This window comes from Streptomyces sp. NBC_00647, from assembly GCF_045207245.1.
Classification (GTDB): domain Bacteria; phylum Actinomycetota; class Actinomycetes; order Streptomycetales; family Streptomycetaceae; genus Streptomyces.
The window spans coordinates 834,826-849,745 of the sequence record NZ_CP109040.1 but is presented as its reverse complement, the minus strand read 5'-3'; the positions used below and the strand labels follow the sequence as shown (position 1 = coordinate 849,745).

Sequence of the window (14,920 nt, the reverse complement as noted above, 5' to 3'; positions counted from 1 at the left end):
GAGTCGAGGAGGCGATGGATGAGGCGGCGCAGCGTCTCGGGCGCTACTTGCCTCCGGCCTCGCGCGGATCACGAGTCCGCGAAAGGGTCGAGGCCGAACAGCTCCCCATTCTGCATACGGGCTCCGTGACACCGTCCGTGCAGAGCTGGTCGGGCCGCCAACGAGCAAGGGCCTCGTCCACGCCGGCCACGAGTTCCGGCAGGTCGGCGCCCGTGCGCCGGGTAGTGCGGCACGCCCCCAGCAGACCCGATACCAGGTCGTGTCCCCGGGAGTCGAGCATCGCCGCGTGCAGGCTGGTGGCGGTCAGCGCGTGGTCGAAGGCCCGCCTCCCACCTCGTAGACGTGTTCCGGCACGGCTGTCGAGACGGCATCGGCGGAGGTTTCCTTGTAGGCCCGGTTCGACGTGACCATCGATCGCCAGCAGGTCCGCCATCGAACGGCGTGCCACCACCGTCGGAAGTCCCAAGCCGGCATCTGCGGATCGAGAGGAGATTCTCCAGAGCCCCTTCACTCTCGTCCGAGGTCGGCACCGCATCTCCCCTCGACGGGTCTGCCACAGCATCTGCCGTCAAACATCGGCCGAGCCGGTGTGCGCGGCGGGACACGCCACCGGACGTCGGTCATCCGCCGGTCGGGGGACCCGGCGTGCGCTGGTTGTAGCGGCGGGCGGCCCGGTCGTTGAGCACGCTCCCCCAGCCGCGTACCTTCTCCGTCAACGTATGAGCGGGACGGTCGATGTGGTGTCCCTGCACGGTGCCGCGCTCCGCTGTTCCTTCGGCGCCCTCGCCGCCCGGTGCGTCCGGGAGCACTCGCGCGGCGAGACCGCTGAGACGGGTGACCGTGGCGGGCGCCACGCCGTGCGCGATGGATGCGGCACGCGCAGCCGGAGTCAGGACCAGGCGGGTCCGCCGACGCTCCAGAGCCCGCAGAATGCGCTCCGCCGCCCGCTCCGCGTCCATCGAGACCACAGGAGCGCCGGCCAGTGCGGAGAACCAGGCGAATTCCTTGGAGGTACGATCGCCGAACTCGGCCTGGAGGTGTGATCCGGTACGCATCAGTCCGGGATGGACCGTGGTCACGCTGACGTTCTTGTCGGCCGTCTCGGCCCTCAATCCCTCGCCCAGCGCTCCCACGGCGGCCTTGGCACATGAGTAGGGCAGCAGGTGAGGAACGGTGAGCAGACCGCCGACCGAACCGATGAGACACAGACGACCACCGGAGTCACTGCGGTACAGCCGGGGCAGCGCGGCCATCGCCGTGTTCACGGTGCCGCCGAAGATGGTCGCCATGGCGTCCTCGAAGGCTCCGCTGTCGATCGACGCGACCGGGGCCACCTGGATCACGCCCGCGTTGGCGATGACGACGTCCAGGCCGCCTTGCCTGCTGTCCGCCTGCTGGACCATGGCGTCGACCGCGTCGCGGTCGCGTACATCGCACACCGCGGTGGAAACCGTCGCACCGGTCCGCTCCTCGACCCACTCGGCACCGCGCCGCAGTTCGTCCGCGTCGCGTGCCGCCATGGTCACCCGGCAGCCGCGCCGGGCAAGTCGCGCGGACAGCAGCAGTCCCAGCCCCCGCGATCCGCCTGTGACCAGCGCGGAGAGCCCGTCGAGATTCGTCTGTCGTGGGGTCGTCGCCATTTTCGTCACCTCGCACTTGGAAGGCGTTCCGAGTACCCCCGACGGACGCGGGCAGACAGACGACAGGGCGTGATCACGCCAGGAGCCGGGAGCCAGGCGCGGTCGTCCGCGTCGCGGCACGCCCATCGGATCAGCCTGTGAGGATGCCCGGCAGCGCGAGCGCGCCGAGGAGGGCCGTGCCGGCCAGGAGCCAGGCCACGTAGTCGCCGATGTGCCCCGAGTGCAGACGCCGCAGCGGTTTCGTCGAGGTGTACGGCTCCTGACGGGCGGAGCCGCGCACGGCCGCCACGGGCAGCCCCGCGGCGAGCGCGGCGGAGATCAGCCCGAGGAACAGTCCGGCGGGAGTCCAGTGCGGTGGCTCGTGGGTGCCGAACGCGTCATCTACGGACGTGGCGATTCCCGGTGCCACACCCGCCGCGAGCGCTCCGACGAGCAGAGGGTGGGGACAGCCGTCATCGTCGTGGGCACCCGGCGGATACGCCCCCTCGTCTCCGGCCCCGCCTGCTCACCCTTCGTCTCGTACACCGGCTCCTCCTCGGGCCGTTTCCCGGCACCGAGGAACACCCGTGCGGCGACCCGGAGCGCCGCACCCGCAGTGACCGCGGACACGGCGACGAAAACCACGCCGAGGAGGCCACCGGCGGCTTCCTCCGTGACCGCCTTGCCGAGGCCTGTCGCGAAGGGAGGCAGTCCGGAGAGCGCCAGCGCACCGGCCACCCACAGCCCGCCGACCCATCTCAACTCCTTCGCGGGACCGTGCAGTTCGTGTTCATCGACGCTGCCGTAACGATCGCGGAGGATGCCCGCGCAGGCGAAGAGGGCGGCCTTGGTCCCGCGTGGCCCACGATGTAGACGGCGATCCCACCGGTCGCCTCGTGGCTCAGCAGGCCGATGCCGATGAGAAAGAGCCCGGTGTGGGCGACGGTCGAGTAGGCCAGAAGCCGCTTCACATGCCGTTGCTGCCAGCACATCACGGCGCCGATCAGCGCGGTCAGCACGCCGATCGTGACCAGGACGCGTTCGGCGTCGGCCGCGGGGATGCCGCCCGGCCCGGCGAAGATCGTGTGATAGGCCCGGCCACACACCGTACGCGCCGAGCTCCACCATGACGCCGGACAGCAGCATGCACACGGGAGTCGGCGCGACGGCGTGCGCGTCGGGCAGCCAGAAGTGGAACGGGACGGCGGCGGCCTTGACCAGCAGCCCGGTCAGTACCAGGACGAACGCGCACAGGGTCAGGGCATCGGGACCGCCGAGGGCGTTCGGGCCTCGCTCGACTCCCGGTAGGCGCCGGACAGGGTCCGCGAGGCGATCACGTTTCCCGCGGCGAGCAGCACACCGACCACCACGAGCTTCACCGCCGCCCGGCCCGGACCGGTCGCCACACACGACGCGACCACGACTGGCACGGTGGCGGCGGCCGTCAGCACGGTCGCCGCCCGTGCCGGCGGCGGGGTCTCACCCAGATCGTCGGCCAGCAGCCGCGCGTAGACGAGCGTGCCGACCGGGCCCAGTACGGCGAGGACCAGCGCGAGATCGGTGTAGGACGGGCGGCCGTAGCCCTGGGCGGGCAGCAGCATCACCAGACACATCACCGAGGTGCCGAAGTTCTGGGCGAGAACCCTGCGCCCGAGCGGTCCGGTCGCCACACCCCACACGACCGGGACGAGACCGGTCACCAGGAGTGCGGATGCGCACATGAGCCACGCGTTCACCGTCGGCTCACCGCCCGGCGCGCCGCCACGGCGGCGATCGCTCCCAGCAGCGCGCATCCCAGTCCGACGAACAGCTCCAGCGGGTCGACCGTGCTGATGAGGACGAGCCACAGAGCCGACAGCGCCCCTTGCCATACGAGGATCTCGGCGGCCAGGGGCGCCCAGCCTTCGTGCCGTCATGCGAGGGCCGCGGGGCTGTCCGCCGCAGGGGACTCCGTGATGTACAAGGTGGTCTCGTCGTCGTACAGGAGCCGGGTTCATCCGGTGCCCGGTCGGACCTCGGGCATTCCCGGTGGCGCGGGAAACACCTTGCAGGAAATCAGCTCCAAGGAGTGCCAAGCGGAGGATCGCCCGTTCCCACGCCTCACCGCAGGGACGAAAGGACCTGTCTGGCCCGGAGAGGGGAGACGGCCGACAGGCGCCGCCGGGCGCCCGGTCCGAGAACGGCTGTCCACCCCCGGGGCAACGTCCTGTGCCAGGGCTGACCAGCCCCGGGAGGTCGGCGGCGATCATCGGCATCAACGTCGGCGAGAGGGGTACTTGCGCGTCACGCGAGGTCCGGCGCGATGACACGAGGAAGCGAGAAGGCCGTGAACGATCGCCACCCGCAAGGCCCTGGGAACGGTGGGGGACCGACACCGAAACCGCTGCCCAGGGACCTGCCCGACCAGCAGGCCGCAGCCGATGAGGACCCGTGGGACGTCGTCGGCGAGGAGATGCAGTCGGCCCTCGACGAGCGGGCCGACGCGGAGAGCCCGGATACGGAGATACCGGATACGGACGAGGCCGGCACCGGCCGGAAGGGCGCCCCGCATTCCGGCAGTCCACATCCGGAGCATCCGGTGCCCGATGAACCCGCCGACTGACGCTCCTCGGCGCGCTGCCAGTGCCCACGCAGGTGACGCTGGCTGGGACGCCCGAGGAACCCGCCACGGGAAAGGACTTTGATGGGTGTGCGTACGTGGGTCAGCGAATGGCCCGTCTCCCGTCAGCTGACCGGATCGGACCCGCTGGGCCGTGGCCGGGCCGCCATGTCGCCCCGTGCGCGGCGGCGGAGGCCGCGCACCGACACCGCCGAACGGGTCGTTTCCTCGATCTGTCCCTACTGCGCGGTCGAATGCGGCCAGCAGATCTACGTGAACGGCGACAAGGTCGTCCAGATCGAGGGCTACCCGGCCTCACCCATCAGCCGGGGCCGCCTCTGCCCGAAGGGATCCGCCACCCTCCAGCTCACCACCGGCTCCGCCCGTCGCCATGAGGTCCTGTACCGGCGCCCGTACGACACCGAATGGGAGCCGCTCGACCTGGAGACGGCGATGGACATGGTGGCCGACGGGGTGGTCGAGACCCGGCGCCGCACCTGGGAGTGGGAGAAGGACGGTGTGCGTACCGCCCGCACGCTCGGCATCGCGAGCCTCGGCGGCGCGACCCTCGGCAACGAAGAGAACTACCTGATCAAAAAGCTGCTCACCAGCCTCGGCGTCGTCCAGGTGGAGAGCCAGGCGAGGGTCTGCCACAGCTCCACCGTCGCGGGCCTGGGCACCTCCTTTGGCCGCGGCGGCGCGACCACTTTCATGCAGGACCTCCAGCACGCCGACTGCATCGTCATCCAGGGGTCGAACTACGCCGAGGCGCACCCGGTCGGCTTCCAGTGGGTCATGGAGGTCAAGAAGCGAGGTGCCCGGACCCGCCCGCCTCGCGGCGGTGCTCGCGGCAACGGCCGAGACCGAGGCGGCCGCGGTGGCCGAACGACGCCTGGGCATGGTGGCCGAGACCTGGCGCGAAGGACGCGCGGGCTCACTCATGGGGACCGCTCGTGCCCTGAGCCTGGCGGGCGCCGCGACCGCCGCGCTGGCCGGCCACCGCAGCCGAACGGCCGCCGTGGCGGCGGGCTCGCGCTGCTCGCCGGTTCGGCCTGCACCCGCTTCGGGGTGTTCGCGGCGGGCATCGCCTCCGCGGAGGACCCGAAGTACACCGTCGTACCCCAGCGGAAAGGAGAGTGACCCGATGGTCACCGTGTCCCTGACCGGAGCGTCCGAGGAGGACATCGCCGCCGTCTTCGATGTCCTGCGGACGGCGTTCCCCATCGACCGGCCCCGCGACGACGTCCCCCACGAGCAGCCGGGCGACCGCCCTCCCGTGTGGACCTCGGAGTTCGAGCCCACCGAGGAACGCATCCCCACCGGTGAGGCCCCGCTGGAGGGTTCGGTCAGCGCCACGCTGCAGGGCGGGTACGTCGCCGTGGACCAGCTGTGTGAAGCCCTGAACGGCGCGTTCGCCGTACACGAACAGGGCACGGCCTCGGGAGACCAGGAAAAGGAGGTCGACCTGCGACTTCGAGCGAAGCGTTAGTGAAACAGAAGACCGCGCGGTGCGGCCACTCGGGATCAGGCCCGCAGAGGCGATCTCCGGCTCACCCGGGCGGTGTCCGGCCACGAGGAGGAGAGTGACATGGTGCAGATCGGCTACACGATGATGACCGAGCAGGCCGGCCCGCGTGAGCTCGTCGGTCACGTGGTCGGGGCCGAGCGCGCCGGCTTCGACTTCTCCGTCACGTCCGACCACTACTTCCCCTGGCTCGAATCCCAGGGACACGCCCCGTACGCATGGAGCGTGCTCGGCGCCGCCGCGCAGGCCACGGAGCGCATTCCCCTGATGACGTACGTGACGTGTCCGACGACTCGCTACCACCCCGCGGTCGTCGCTCAGAAGGCGGCCACCATGCAACTCCTCTCCCAGGGGCGCTTCCGCCTGGGACTCGGTTCAGGGGAGAACCTCAACGAGCATGTGGTGGGCGGGGGATGGCCCGCCGCGCATGTCCGGCTGGAGATGCTGGAGGAGGCCGTGGACATCATCCGCTCGCTCTTCGCGGGCGGCTGCGTCAGCCACCACGGTGTCCACTTCGACGTCGAGAACGCCGAACTGTGGGATCTTCCCGACACGCCCCCGCCGATCGGCGTCGCCGTCTCCGGCGGGCGCTCGTGCGAACTCGCCGGTCACCTCGCCGACTTGCTGATCGCCACGGAACCGAAGCCCGGCCTGGTCTCCGAGTTCGACCGGCACGGCGGCGCGGGCAAGCCCAAGGTCGGGCAGCTGCCCATCTGTTACGACACGGACCGCGACGCGGCCGTCGCCCGCGCCCACGACCAGTTCCGCTGGTTCGGCGGCGGCTGGCCGGTCAACTCCGAACTGCCCGGACCCGACGGATTCGCCGGTGCCACCCAGTTCGTACGCCCCGAGGACGTGGCCGAGTCCATCCCGTGCGGCGACGACGTGGACTCCGTCGCGGAGGCTGTACGCCGCTTCGTCGACGCGGGGTTCACCGAGGTTGCGCTCATCCAGATCGGCGGCGATCAACAGGAGCCGTACCTGGAATGGGCCGAGCAGAAGCTGCTCCCCGCCCTACGGGAACTGTGAGAGTGCGAGGACACCCGCGATGACCACGAAACGCGCCGCGATCTTCGATGTCGACGGAACGCTCGTCGACACCAACCACCTGCACGTCGTCACCTGGTGGGAGGCCTTCCGCCAGGCCGGCCACCATGTGCCCATGCGCGAGATCCACCGGGCCGTGGGCCTCAGCAGCGGCGACCTGATCGAGCACCTGCTCGGCAAGGACCGCGACCCCGAGGACGACGAACAGTTCACCGCGGCCCACCACGCCCTCTACGCGACGTACTTCGACCGGTTGCCGGCGTTGGACGCGGCCGACGAGCTGCTGCGCGCCCTGGCGGCGCGAGGGTGGGAGATCGTCCTGGCGACCTCGGCAGGCGGCGCGGAACTCTCCGCGCTCCGCCGCGCCATCGGAGCGGACGACGTCATCCTCGGGGCGGCCAGTGCGGACGACGTAGCCGAGGGAAAACCCGCCCCCGACCCCGTCGAGCAGGCCCGGCAGCTCGCCGGTGTACCGAGCGGGCGAGCGGTGTTCGTAGGCGACACCGTCTGGGACATGAAGGCCGCCGTACGCGACGGGGTGATGTCCCTCGCGGTCCTGTCGGGCGGTATTCCGCGGGCGGACCTGGAGTCGGCCGGCGCCCACGCCGTGTATCAAGACCCCGCCGACCTCCTCGACCGGTTGGACACCAGCGTCTTCGCGGACCGGGAATGACGGGAACTGCCCTGGACGGCCCGGTTCGGGGTACTCGCTTCCTGACGGGTTGCCGGAGCACATCGCGTGTCCCGGCCCGAGTCGAGAGACAGGCAGGAGGTGATGGCCGTGTCGAGCGTGCGGCCGCAGGTCGATGGAACCGGCGAGCGGGCACCGGGGGCGGAGTCGGATCAGGTGGGTGAGCTGGTACAGCGGGCCTCGCAGCAGCTGACCGAGCTGGTGCGGGGCGAACTCCGTCTGGCGCAGGCGGAGATGAGGGAGAAGGGCAGACGGTACGGGAGGAGCGGCGGACTCTTCGGCGGTGCGGGGGTGGTCGGCTTTCTGATGCTGGAAGCCCTCGTGGCCACCGCGATCGCCGCGCTGGCCGTATCGCTGCCCGTGTGGGCCGCGGCGCTGATCATCACCGTGGCGCTGGGCGTCGTCGCCGCGGTCATGGCCCTGCGGGGGAAGAGGCAGGTCGGCCGGGCGGCGCCGCCCACGCCGGAGCAGGCGATCGAGAACGTGAAGGCCGATGTGGCCGAGATCAAGAGGAGTGCCCACCGATGAGCAAACCGTTCGACGACGAGCAGACAGCCCCCACGCCGGCCGAGGTGCGTGAGCAGGTCGAGCAGACCCGCGCCGAGCTCGGGGAGACGGTGCAGGCGCTGGCGGACAAGACCGATGTCAAGGCCCGGGCCAAGGAGAGGACCGCCGAGGTGAAGGAGAAGACGGCCGAGGTCGCGGAGCAGGCCGCGGCCAAGGCGGGGGAGCTGAAGGCCAAGGCCGTCCGGGCCGCGCACTCGGTCCAGGACAAGGTGCCCGACCCGGTCAAGGACAAGGCCTCCCAGGCCGCGGACCAGGTGCGCGACAAGGCCACGCAGGCCGGCGGCCTGTGGGAGGAGAAGGCACCCGAATCCCTGCGGCAGCAGGCGGCACAGGGTGTCCGGGTGGCCCGTGACAACCGCACGCTGATTCTGGCGGCCGCCGGCGCCGCCACCGTCGTGTGGCTGGCGGTGCGCCACAAGAAGGCGTGAAAGGCGGCCTCGTACGGGCGCCTTCGAGCGGGTGGGCCGCCCTGCATTCCGCGGGGGCCCACCCGTCGGCACGGGTGGCCGGCCGGGCCGGAGGTGAGGCAGGCGACGTCCCGCTTCCTGTAAGGCGCCCGATGGGCCGGACGGAAGCGTCCCCGGTCCCGTGGGGACCCAATTCCGGGCGTGGCCGTGAGTCCCCCGGTGGTGGGGGTACTCGAGTGTTCACGTACGACGCACACAGCGGACAGGGAAGGGGCGTGCCATGCCGGCCGGGTCGAACAGCAAACGCGAGAGGCAGTACGAACACATCAAGGAGAGCGCACAGGAACGCGGAGAGTCGACGAGCCGGGCGAAGGAGATCGCCGCGCGCACCGTGAACAAGGAGCGGGCCAGGGCCGGTGAGTCGAAGACCGCGAGCAAGGCGTCCCTCCGCGACCCGAAGTCGGCCTCCCAGCGCGGTGGCGAGCGATCGCATTCCGGCGCGCAAGGACCCACCAAGGACCAGCTGTACGAGGAGGCCAGGAAGCGAAAGGTCCACGGCCGCTCGTCCATGAGCAAGCAGCAGCTGAAGAACGCACTGGGCCGCTGATCAACGCACTCCGACCACGGCGACCTTCCACGGTGGCGGCTGCGCGATGGACGCGGCGCTTCCCGTGCCGGGGAGTTCGGTTTCGGAACGGCACGCTCGAACGCTCCGCGTGCCGCAGCCCGTACGCGTGAGCGGGATCGCCCCGCGGCTCCGGGCCGGTGGCCGAGGGACCGGTGGATCGTGTACGCGGGCGGACCCGTGAGACGAGGGCGCGGCGCCCGGAGGACGAGAGCGCGACACCCGGGGGACACGAGCGCGGCCCGCATACGAGCGGCCAGGAGAGGGGACCGCCGATGCGGACCGATACACAGCCGGACGGGCGCGACGAGTCCGCCCATGAGCGCGCCGACCGGATGTGGGGTGACCTGCTGCAAGAGATCCGTGTCGCGCAGACCGGCGTGCAGATCCTTTTCGGCTTCCTGCTGACCGTGGTGTTCCAGCCGACCTACCGGCAGCTCTCACAGGCGGACCAGACCCTGTACATGGTCACGATCGTCCTCGGGGCGACGGCCATCGGAACCCTGATCGCACCCGTGGCGTTCCACCGGATCGTGTCCGGGCAGCGCATCAAACCGCAGGCCGTCCTCTGGGCCTCCCGGCTCACCATGCTCGGCCTGTTCCTCCTGCTGGTCACCATGACGTCCTCCCTCCTGCTGGTCCTGCGCACGGCCACCCGGGACGACGGATACGTGCCGTGGATCGTCGCGGGCGTCGCCGCGCTGTACATTTTTTCCTGGTTCGTCATCCCCATGGTGATCCGGTTGAGGAAGTCGGCCGACACGGACGCAGGTGCGGAGGACTGAACCGGACGGCGCCCGCATCGAGGCGGCCAGGGACTCTGGAGGCCGGCGTCGCCTCGCGCCCACGCGGCAGAGGACGTACGCGTTTCGAGGGCCGAGGAAGGGCGGAGCACGGTGAAGTTGATTCTGCAGGAGTTCCTGTCGCTCGACGGTGTGGCGCAGGGCCCCGGGTCCCCGGATGAGGACACCAGCGACGGCTTCACGCGAGGTGGCTGGCTGGTGCCGCACCTCGACGACGCGTTCATGAGGATCGTCACGGGCTGGATCGGCGACGCGGACGCGTTCCTGTTCGGGCGCCGGACGTACGTCAACTTCGCACGCGACTGGCCGGAGATGAACGACCCGGACGATCCCGTCGCGCGCAAGCTCAACGGCCTGCCGAAGTACGTGGCCTCGAGGACTCTGACCGAGGCCGGCTGGGCGCCGACCACCATCCTCTCCGGCGACGTGCCGGCTCAGGTCGCCGAGGTGAAGCGGCAGCCCGGACGGGAGCTGCAGATCCACGGCAGCGCCCGCCTAGGTGCGTCGCTGCTGGCCGCCGGGCTCGTCGACGAGGTACGGCTGATGATCGCGCCGGTGGTCGTGGGCGGTGGCCGGCGGCTCTTCCCCGAAAGCGGCGCCGCGACGGGACTGCGCCTGTTGAGCAGCGAGACGACACCGAACGGAGTCACGGCCCAGGTGTACGAGCCGACGGGGCTGCCTCGGTACGGGACCTACGACGCGGGCGCGTCGTCCTGAGCGGAGGCGCTGCAAAGAGGGCCACGACCTGATCCCGGCCCCGGGTGAGACGGCTTGCGCGGCTGCCTCACCCGTGCGGCTGCCCGATTGCATCGTTGTCGAATGCGGAGGGCGTCTGGGATCAGCGGTTGCGGATGGCGCTGGTGGTGAAGAAGCCGGTGGCCGCGGCGGCGACGAGTGCGCAGACAGACAACAGCATGGTTCGACGCATGGGGCGTCCTCTCGGGTAATCGTGAGCAGGTGCTTTGCACAACGCCGCTCATGCCTTCGGGGGCTCGCCGCTGCCTCATACGCCACCCGCATGGACGCGATTGTCGGTGGGCGTCGCCTGCGCCGGGACGTTGATGCCGCCGGCGTCGAGCCGGTCCAGGGCCTGCCGTCGCATGCGGCAGGGAGGTGGGGGGAGCGAGCACTCCACAGCCGTGGTAACGGCTGTTACCATGCTGCTATGGCGAGGACACAAGTAGGCGCGAGGATCGACGAAGACGTCCTGGAGCTTGCCAAGGCCAGGGCCAAGGACCGCGGGCAGAGTGTCGGCGAATATCTGTCCCAGCTGGTCCTGGAGGACGCCGACGGCCTGCGTGCCCGGGGCCTGGACGCCGCCCGCCGCTTCCTCGACGAGCACCAGGACGTTTTCGACGAGGTCGAAGACGGCGGGCAGGCCGCCACGGAGGCGCACGCAGCGTAATGGACCTCTACATCGACGTCCCCTGGATCCTTCAGGTCGCCGAGATCGCCGGGGCGGGGGACCCGGCCCCCGACGACTACGGGGTGCCGGTGGCCGCGGTCGCCTGCCACAAGGCACAGCTGCTGGAACAGTCGGTGTACGACGGCGCCTATGCCCGCGCGGCCGCCTTGGTGCATGTCCTCGGCCGGTGCCGGTGGCTGGAGCGCTCCAACATGGCTGTCGCGGCGGCAACAGGCGTGATGTATCTGGAGGCCTCGGGCATCCCGGTGAAACCCACCCGGGACGACGCCGTCGCGCTGCGCGACCTGCTCCGTGACCCCGCCTGCACCGCCGCGGGGATCGCCGTCCTGCTGCGCTCCTGGCCTGCGGTCACCTGATCGGCAGGCCCCTTCAGGCCGAGCCGGCTCAGAGGACCCGGGCCACTCCCGCGTAGATGCCGCTGCCTTCCGGTGCCGGCGCCTCGGCCGACGTGAACCACTCCGTCGCCGTCACCAGGCCGGGCGTCACGAGATCGAGGCCGTCGAAGAAGCGCCGCACCTCCGCACGGGTGCGGAAGCCGAGTTGGATGCCGCCCTTGGCGTACTCGGCGGTGACCTGTGCGGAGAGCTCCGGATACAGGTCGGAGGAGGCGTGCGACAACACCAGGTAACTGCCCGAGGGCAGCGTCTCGACCAGATTGCGGACGATGCCGTGGGCGTCCTGCTCGTCGGGGATGAAATGCATCAGCGCTATCAGGGACAGAGCGATCGGCCGGCTGAAGTCCAGGATGTGCCGGGCGTGTTGGACGATGTCCTGCGGGCGCCGTACATCCGCCTGGATGTAGTCGGTGGCTCCCTCGGACCGGCTGACCAGCAGCGCCTCGGCGTGACGCAGCACGATCGGGTCGTTGTCGGTGTAGACGACCTTCGCCGTCGGCGTGATGTCCTGGACGATCTGGTGGAGGTTGGGCTTGGTGGGAATGCCGGTGCCGATGTCCAGGAACTGGTCGACGCCGTGCTCCGCGAGCCAGGCGGACGCCCGGTGCATGAAGGCACGATTCTGCCTCGCCGCGTCCTTCGCCTCGGGCGGCAGCTGCTCTCCCACCGCCTCGTCGACCGGATAGTTGTCCTTGCCGCCCAGGAGCCAGTCGTAGACCCGCGCGGGATGCGCCTTACTGGTGTCGAGCGGTGGAAACGACTGCGGGTCGATCGTCATGGCTGCTCCCATCGCACCACGGAAACGCGGCAGGCCGAGTGTTTGATCATTCTACTCGGAGGTCTCATGTGGTCTGTGCGGTACGGGAGTTGGACGTGGACCGGTCGGAACCGTCGTGCGGGTGGCCGACGTTGCCGCCGCCACGGATGGATTCGGCCGCCACGACGACCACTTGGTCCTCCGCACTCCACTCGTGGCGCTCACCCTTGTGCGGGTTGAGACGGACACCATGGTCGGGAGAGGACGACCACCGGTCGTGACGGCGGTAGCCGATCGCGCATTCGCCGCGGTCGCGCGCCGCGGCCACCACGGTCGCGAAAGTCGCCGTCGTGCCCACGCGGACGTAGTGTCCGGCCGGACGCAGGCTGATACCACTGCCCTCGGCGGAGAACAGTTCGTCGAACACGGCGGCCAGATGAGGGCTCTGTGCGATCTGTGCCATGAGCAGGCCGGTCAGTTCCCCGCTGACGATCACGTCGGAGCCGGGGTCGAGCGGGGCCAGCGCGCGGTTGCGGTCGTCGGTCAGCTCGGTGACCACCCGCACGCTGTGCCCGGTGCGCTGTTCCAGCAGCCTGAGGCTCAGCAGAGTGACCAGGGTCCAGTCGTCGGGGTGGTCGGGTCCGGCGCCCGGATCGGGACCGAGAACGAGGACCGCGTCGTAGAGGGCGAGGTCGAGTCCGAGGAGGGACTCGGGCCGCGACAGGGCGGACGACCGGTGACGCACCTTCAGGCGGCCGTCGTCCGGTGCGCGAGGCTCCGGCTCCCGAGCCGGCGCGGGGACGGCCCTGCCGGTCCCGGGTACGGGGCTTTCGGTCCCGGGTACGGCGCTGTCGGTTCCGGGTACGGGGCTTTCGGTCCCGGGTACGGCGCTGTCGGTTCCGGGTACGGGGCTTTCGGTCCCGGGTACGGGGCTTTCGGTCCCGAGGACGGCGCTGTCGGTCCCGGGGACGACTCCTTCGGTGAGGACGTCCAGTACCGAACCGGGGCGCGCGGTGTCCCGCAACTGGCCGATGACCAGGGGGGCCCGCCGGTTCCAGCCCAGCAGGAGCAGCCGGGAGGCGTCCCCGGTGGACGGCGCGGCGGTGGCGCGGGCCGACGGGTCGACGAGGTGACGACAGTCGAGGGCGCCCGCGGAGGTGTCGTCGCGCGAGACGACGATCAGGCGGCTGCCCGGCTCGATGACGGTCCGGGGGCAGGGGTTGAGCACCGTACGTCCCTCCGCGGTGAGCAGCCCGACCACACACGAGGTGGCATGACCCAGCAGGGCCGCGCCGAAGGGCCGTCCCTGGAACGCGGTGGCGTCGGCGAGGTGGAACTCGTCGCCGGCGAAGTCCAGGAGATCGCGCAGGACGAGGGAGAGTCCGGGGCGTCCGGCGCACTGCGCGATCAGCCGGGCGGTGACGGTGTCCGACTCCAGCACCGTGCCGCGCGGCCCGGCAGCCAGCCGTGCGGGCGCCCGGAAACGGTCGTCGCGCACCGCCGCCAGTACGGGCGGGCCCGCGCCCTCCTCCCCGACGACCGTGCGCAGCGCCAGGAGTACGCGCAGCACCTCGGCGTCGCCCGTGGCCTCGCCGGACGGCAGCACCAGCACCGTACGCGCCGTCCCCGGACTGACCAGGGCCAGCACAGCGGGGTCGCTCGCGGGCCCGCTGCGGCAGACGACGCGACCGCGGCCGGCCGCACCGAGGTGAGCCGCGAGGGCCCGCTCCATCTCCGACTTGTCCCGGTCGGCGAGCACGACCACCGCGCGCGGTCGCGGCGCGGCCTGGGCGGCCACCAACTCGGCCACCACCGTGAACACCTGGTCCGACCAGCCGAGCACCACGGCATGCCCGTGCTCCAGCACGGTCGACCGCCCCCGGCTCAGCTCCGTCAACCGCTTCTCCAGACCCGTGGTGATCACACCGACCAGAGTCGAGACGCAGAGCAGGGCCACCAGGCCGAGCACCGCCGCCAGCACCATCCGCAACGGCGTCCCGGTCACGTCACCCAGCCGCAGTGTCCGGGCGCTCGTCCGCCACACCGCCGTCAGCCGCCCCGGAAGCGACCGCGGCGAGCCGGGATCCGTCCACACCAGCAGCGCGCTCACCGGAACGACGACAGCCAGGCAGGAGACCACCAGCCAGCCCATCAGCGTGCCCGTACTGCGCGCCAGCGTACGGTCGAACCGGTACCGCACCCGGCCCCGGAACGACACCGGCCGCCGCCCCTCCCGCTCCACTCCCACCCCCACACCGAACTCGGCACAGCCGCACCCGGCCGCCCCGCTCACCGGCCCGGATACCGGCGGACCGCGCTTGCACAGTGCGGCTTCCGCCGAGGGGACACGCGGCTTTCACACGTCGATTCATTCTTTCGGGCAACCGCTGTCGATCACGGGGGCCTCGGTTGCGGGGCCCCGCGGGCGCACGCAGGCTGAAGAAGGAACCCGTGGCAGG

At 70.9% G+C, this 14,920-nt stretch carries 15 protein-coding genes and 2 pseudogenes; 12 read left to right on the top strand and 5 right to left on the bottom strand.

The window, feature by feature from the left end:
• Positions 1-620: 620 nt before the first annotated feature.
• The 3 genes and pseudogenes from OG788_RS03675 to OG788_RS03665 all read right to left on the bottom strand — a co-directional run bounded on the left by OG788_RS03675 (position 621) and on the right by OG788_RS03665 (position 3,340).
• Positions 621-1,640: an SDR family NAD(P)-dependent oxidoreductase gene (locus tag OG788_RS03675; protein ID WP_406369068.1), complete on the bottom strand. Its 1,020-nt coding sequence runs from the start codon at positions 1,638-1,640 to the stop codon at positions 621-623.
• A 130-nt stretch (positions 1,641-1,770) separates the two neighbouring features.
• Positions 1,771-2,903: pseudogene (locus OG788_RS03670) on the bottom strand (complex I subunit 5 family protein); the annotation flags it as partial.
• A complete protein-coding gene (locus OG788_RS03665; protein WP_406369067.1) occupies positions 2,876-3,340 on the bottom strand; it encodes a monovalent cation/H+ antiporter complex subunit F in 465 nt (154 codons plus the stop codon). The gene OG788_RS03665 and the pseudogene OG788_RS03670, both read right to left, overlap by 28 nt.
• A 605-nt stretch (positions 3,341-3,945) precedes the next feature.
• On the opposite strand from OG788_RS03665, the gene OG788_RS03660 reads away from it, so the two are divergent.
• The 12 genes and pseudogenes from OG788_RS03660 to OG788_RS03605 all read left to right on the top strand — a co-directional run bounded on the left by OG788_RS03660 (position 3,946) and on the right by OG788_RS03605 (position 11,665).
• Positions 3,946-4,221 (top strand): hypothetical protein, encoded by a 276-nt coding sequence (locus OG788_RS03660; RefSeq protein ID WP_406369066.1) that lies wholly within the window; start codon positions 3,946-3,948, stop codon positions 4,219-4,221.
• A gap of 81 nt (positions 4,222-4,302) precedes the next feature.
• Positions 4,303-5,040 (top strand): annotated as a pseudogene (locus OG788_RS03655) (formate dehydrogenase); the annotation flags it as partial.
• Between the two features lie 322 nt (positions 5,041-5,362).
• Positions 5,363-5,707: a hypothetical protein gene (locus tag OG788_RS03650; RefSeq protein ID WP_406369065.1), complete on the top strand. Its 345-nt coding sequence runs from the start codon at positions 5,363-5,365 to the stop codon at positions 5,705-5,707.
• A gap of 99 nt (positions 5,708-5,806) precedes the next feature.
• Positions 5,807-6,772, top strand: coding sequence for an LLM class F420-dependent oxidoreductase (locus OG788_RS03645; protein ID WP_406369064.1), 966 nt, complete (start codon positions 5,807-5,809; stop codon positions 6,770-6,772).
• Positions 6,773-6,791: 19 nt separating this feature from the next.
• Entirely contained in the window at positions 6,792-7,463 is a 672-nt protein-coding gene (locus tag OG788_RS03640) for an HAD family hydrolase (protein ID WP_406369063.1), read from the top strand.
• Positions 7,464-7,637: 174 nt separating this feature from the next.
• Positions 7,638-8,009, top strand: coding sequence for a phage holin family protein (locus tag OG788_RS03635; RefSeq protein WP_406369062.1), 372 nt, complete (start codon positions 7,638-7,640; stop codon positions 8,007-8,009).
• A complete protein-coding gene (locus OG788_RS03630; protein ID WP_406369061.1) occupies positions 8,006-8,476 on the top strand; it encodes a DUF3618 domain-containing protein in 471 nt (156 codons plus the stop codon). The genes OG788_RS03635 and OG788_RS03630 overlap by 4 nt, the downstream gene beginning before the upstream one ends.
• 259 nt (positions 8,477-8,735) lie before the next feature.
• Positions 8,736-9,062 (top strand): plasmid stabilization protein, encoded by a 327-nt coding sequence (locus OG788_RS03625; RefSeq protein WP_351545163.1) that lies wholly within the window; start codon positions 8,736-8,738, stop codon positions 9,060-9,062.
• Between the two features lie 293 nt (positions 9,063-9,355).
• Positions 9,356-9,865 carry a DUF6328 family protein gene (locus OG788_RS03620; protein WP_406369060.1) on the top strand — a complete coding sequence of 170 codons (510 nt, stop codon included), beginning with the start codon at positions 9,356-9,358 and terminating at the stop codon, positions 9,863-9,865.
• A 111-nt stretch (positions 9,866-9,976) separates the two neighbouring features.
• On the top strand, positions 9,977-10,600 hold the full coding sequence (locus OG788_RS03615; RefSeq protein ID WP_406369059.1) for a dihydrofolate reductase family protein: 624 nt from the start codon (positions 9,977-9,979) through the stop codon (positions 10,598-10,600).
• 448 nt (positions 10,601-11,048) lie between these two features.
• Entirely contained in the window at positions 11,049-11,288 is a 240-nt protein-coding gene (locus OG788_RS03610) for a hypothetical protein (RefSeq protein ID WP_406369058.1), read from the top strand.
• Positions 11,288-11,665 carry a fic family toxin-antitoxin system, toxin component gene (locus tag OG788_RS03605; RefSeq protein WP_406369057.1) on the top strand — a complete coding sequence of 126 codons (378 nt, stop codon included), beginning with the start codon at positions 11,288-11,290 and terminating at the stop codon, positions 11,663-11,665. The genes OG788_RS03610 and OG788_RS03605 overlap by 1 nt, the downstream gene beginning before the upstream one ends.
• Positions 11,666-11,693: 28 nt before the next feature.
• Here OG788_RS03605 and OG788_RS03600 read toward each other — a convergent pair whose 3' ends face one another.
• Positions 11,694-12,482 carry an SAM-dependent methyltransferase gene (locus OG788_RS03600; RefSeq protein WP_406369056.1) on the bottom strand — a complete coding sequence of 263 codons (789 nt, stop codon included), beginning with the start codon at positions 12,480-12,482 and terminating at the stop codon, positions 11,694-11,696.
• A 64-nt stretch (positions 12,483-12,546) separates the two neighbouring features.
• Positions 12,547-14,703, bottom strand: a complete 2,157-nt coding sequence (locus OG788_RS03595) for a CASTOR/POLLUX-related putative ion channel (RefSeq protein WP_406376659.1) — start codon at positions 14,701-14,703, stop codon at positions 12,547-12,549.
• Between the last annotated feature and the right edge of the window lie 217 nt (positions 14,704-14,920).

Excerpts from the sequence above, each read along its gene's own strand:
- OG788_RS03675 (WP_406369068.1), bottom strand. The coding sequence starts at position 1,640 with ATGGCGACGACCCCACGACAGACGAATCTCGACGGGCTCTCCGCGCTG.
- OG788_RS03665 (WP_406369067.1), bottom strand. The coding sequence starts at position 3,340 with ATGTGCGCATCCGCACTCCTGGTGACCGGTCTCGTCCCGGTCGTGTGG.
- OG788_RS03650 (WP_406369065.1), top strand. The coding sequence starts at position 5,363 with ATGGTCACCGTGTCCCTGACCGGAGCGTCCGAGGAGGACATCGCCGCC.
- OG788_RS03645 (WP_406369064.1), top strand. The coding sequence starts at position 5,807 with ATGGTGCAGATCGGCTACACGATGATGACCGAGCAGGCCGGCCCGCGT.
- OG788_RS03640 (WP_406369063.1), top strand. The coding sequence starts at position 6,792 with ATGACCACGAAACGCGCCGCGATCTTCGATGTCGACGGAACGCTCGTC.
- OG788_RS03630 (WP_406369061.1), top strand. The coding sequence starts at position 8,006 with ATGAGCAAACCGTTCGACGACGAGCAGACAGCCCCCACGCCGGCCGAG.
- OG788_RS03625 (WP_351545163.1), top strand. The coding sequence starts at position 8,736 with ATGCCGGCCGGGTCGAACAGCAAACGCGAGAGGCAGTACGAACACATC.
- OG788_RS03620 (WP_406369060.1), top strand. The coding sequence starts at position 9,356 with ATGCGGACCGATACACAGCCGGACGGGCGCGACGAGTCCGCCCATGAG.
- OG788_RS03610 (WP_406369058.1), top strand. The coding sequence starts at position 11,049 with ATGGCGAGGACACAAGTAGGCGCGAGGATCGACGAAGACGTCCTGGAG.
- OG788_RS03605 (WP_406369057.1), top strand. The coding sequence starts at position 11,288 with ATGGACCTCTACATCGACGTCCCCTGGATCCTTCAGGTCGCCGAGATC.
- OG788_RS03600 (WP_406369056.1), bottom strand. The coding sequence starts at position 12,482 with ATGACGATCGACCCGCAGTCGTTTCCACCGCTCGACACCAGTAAGGCG.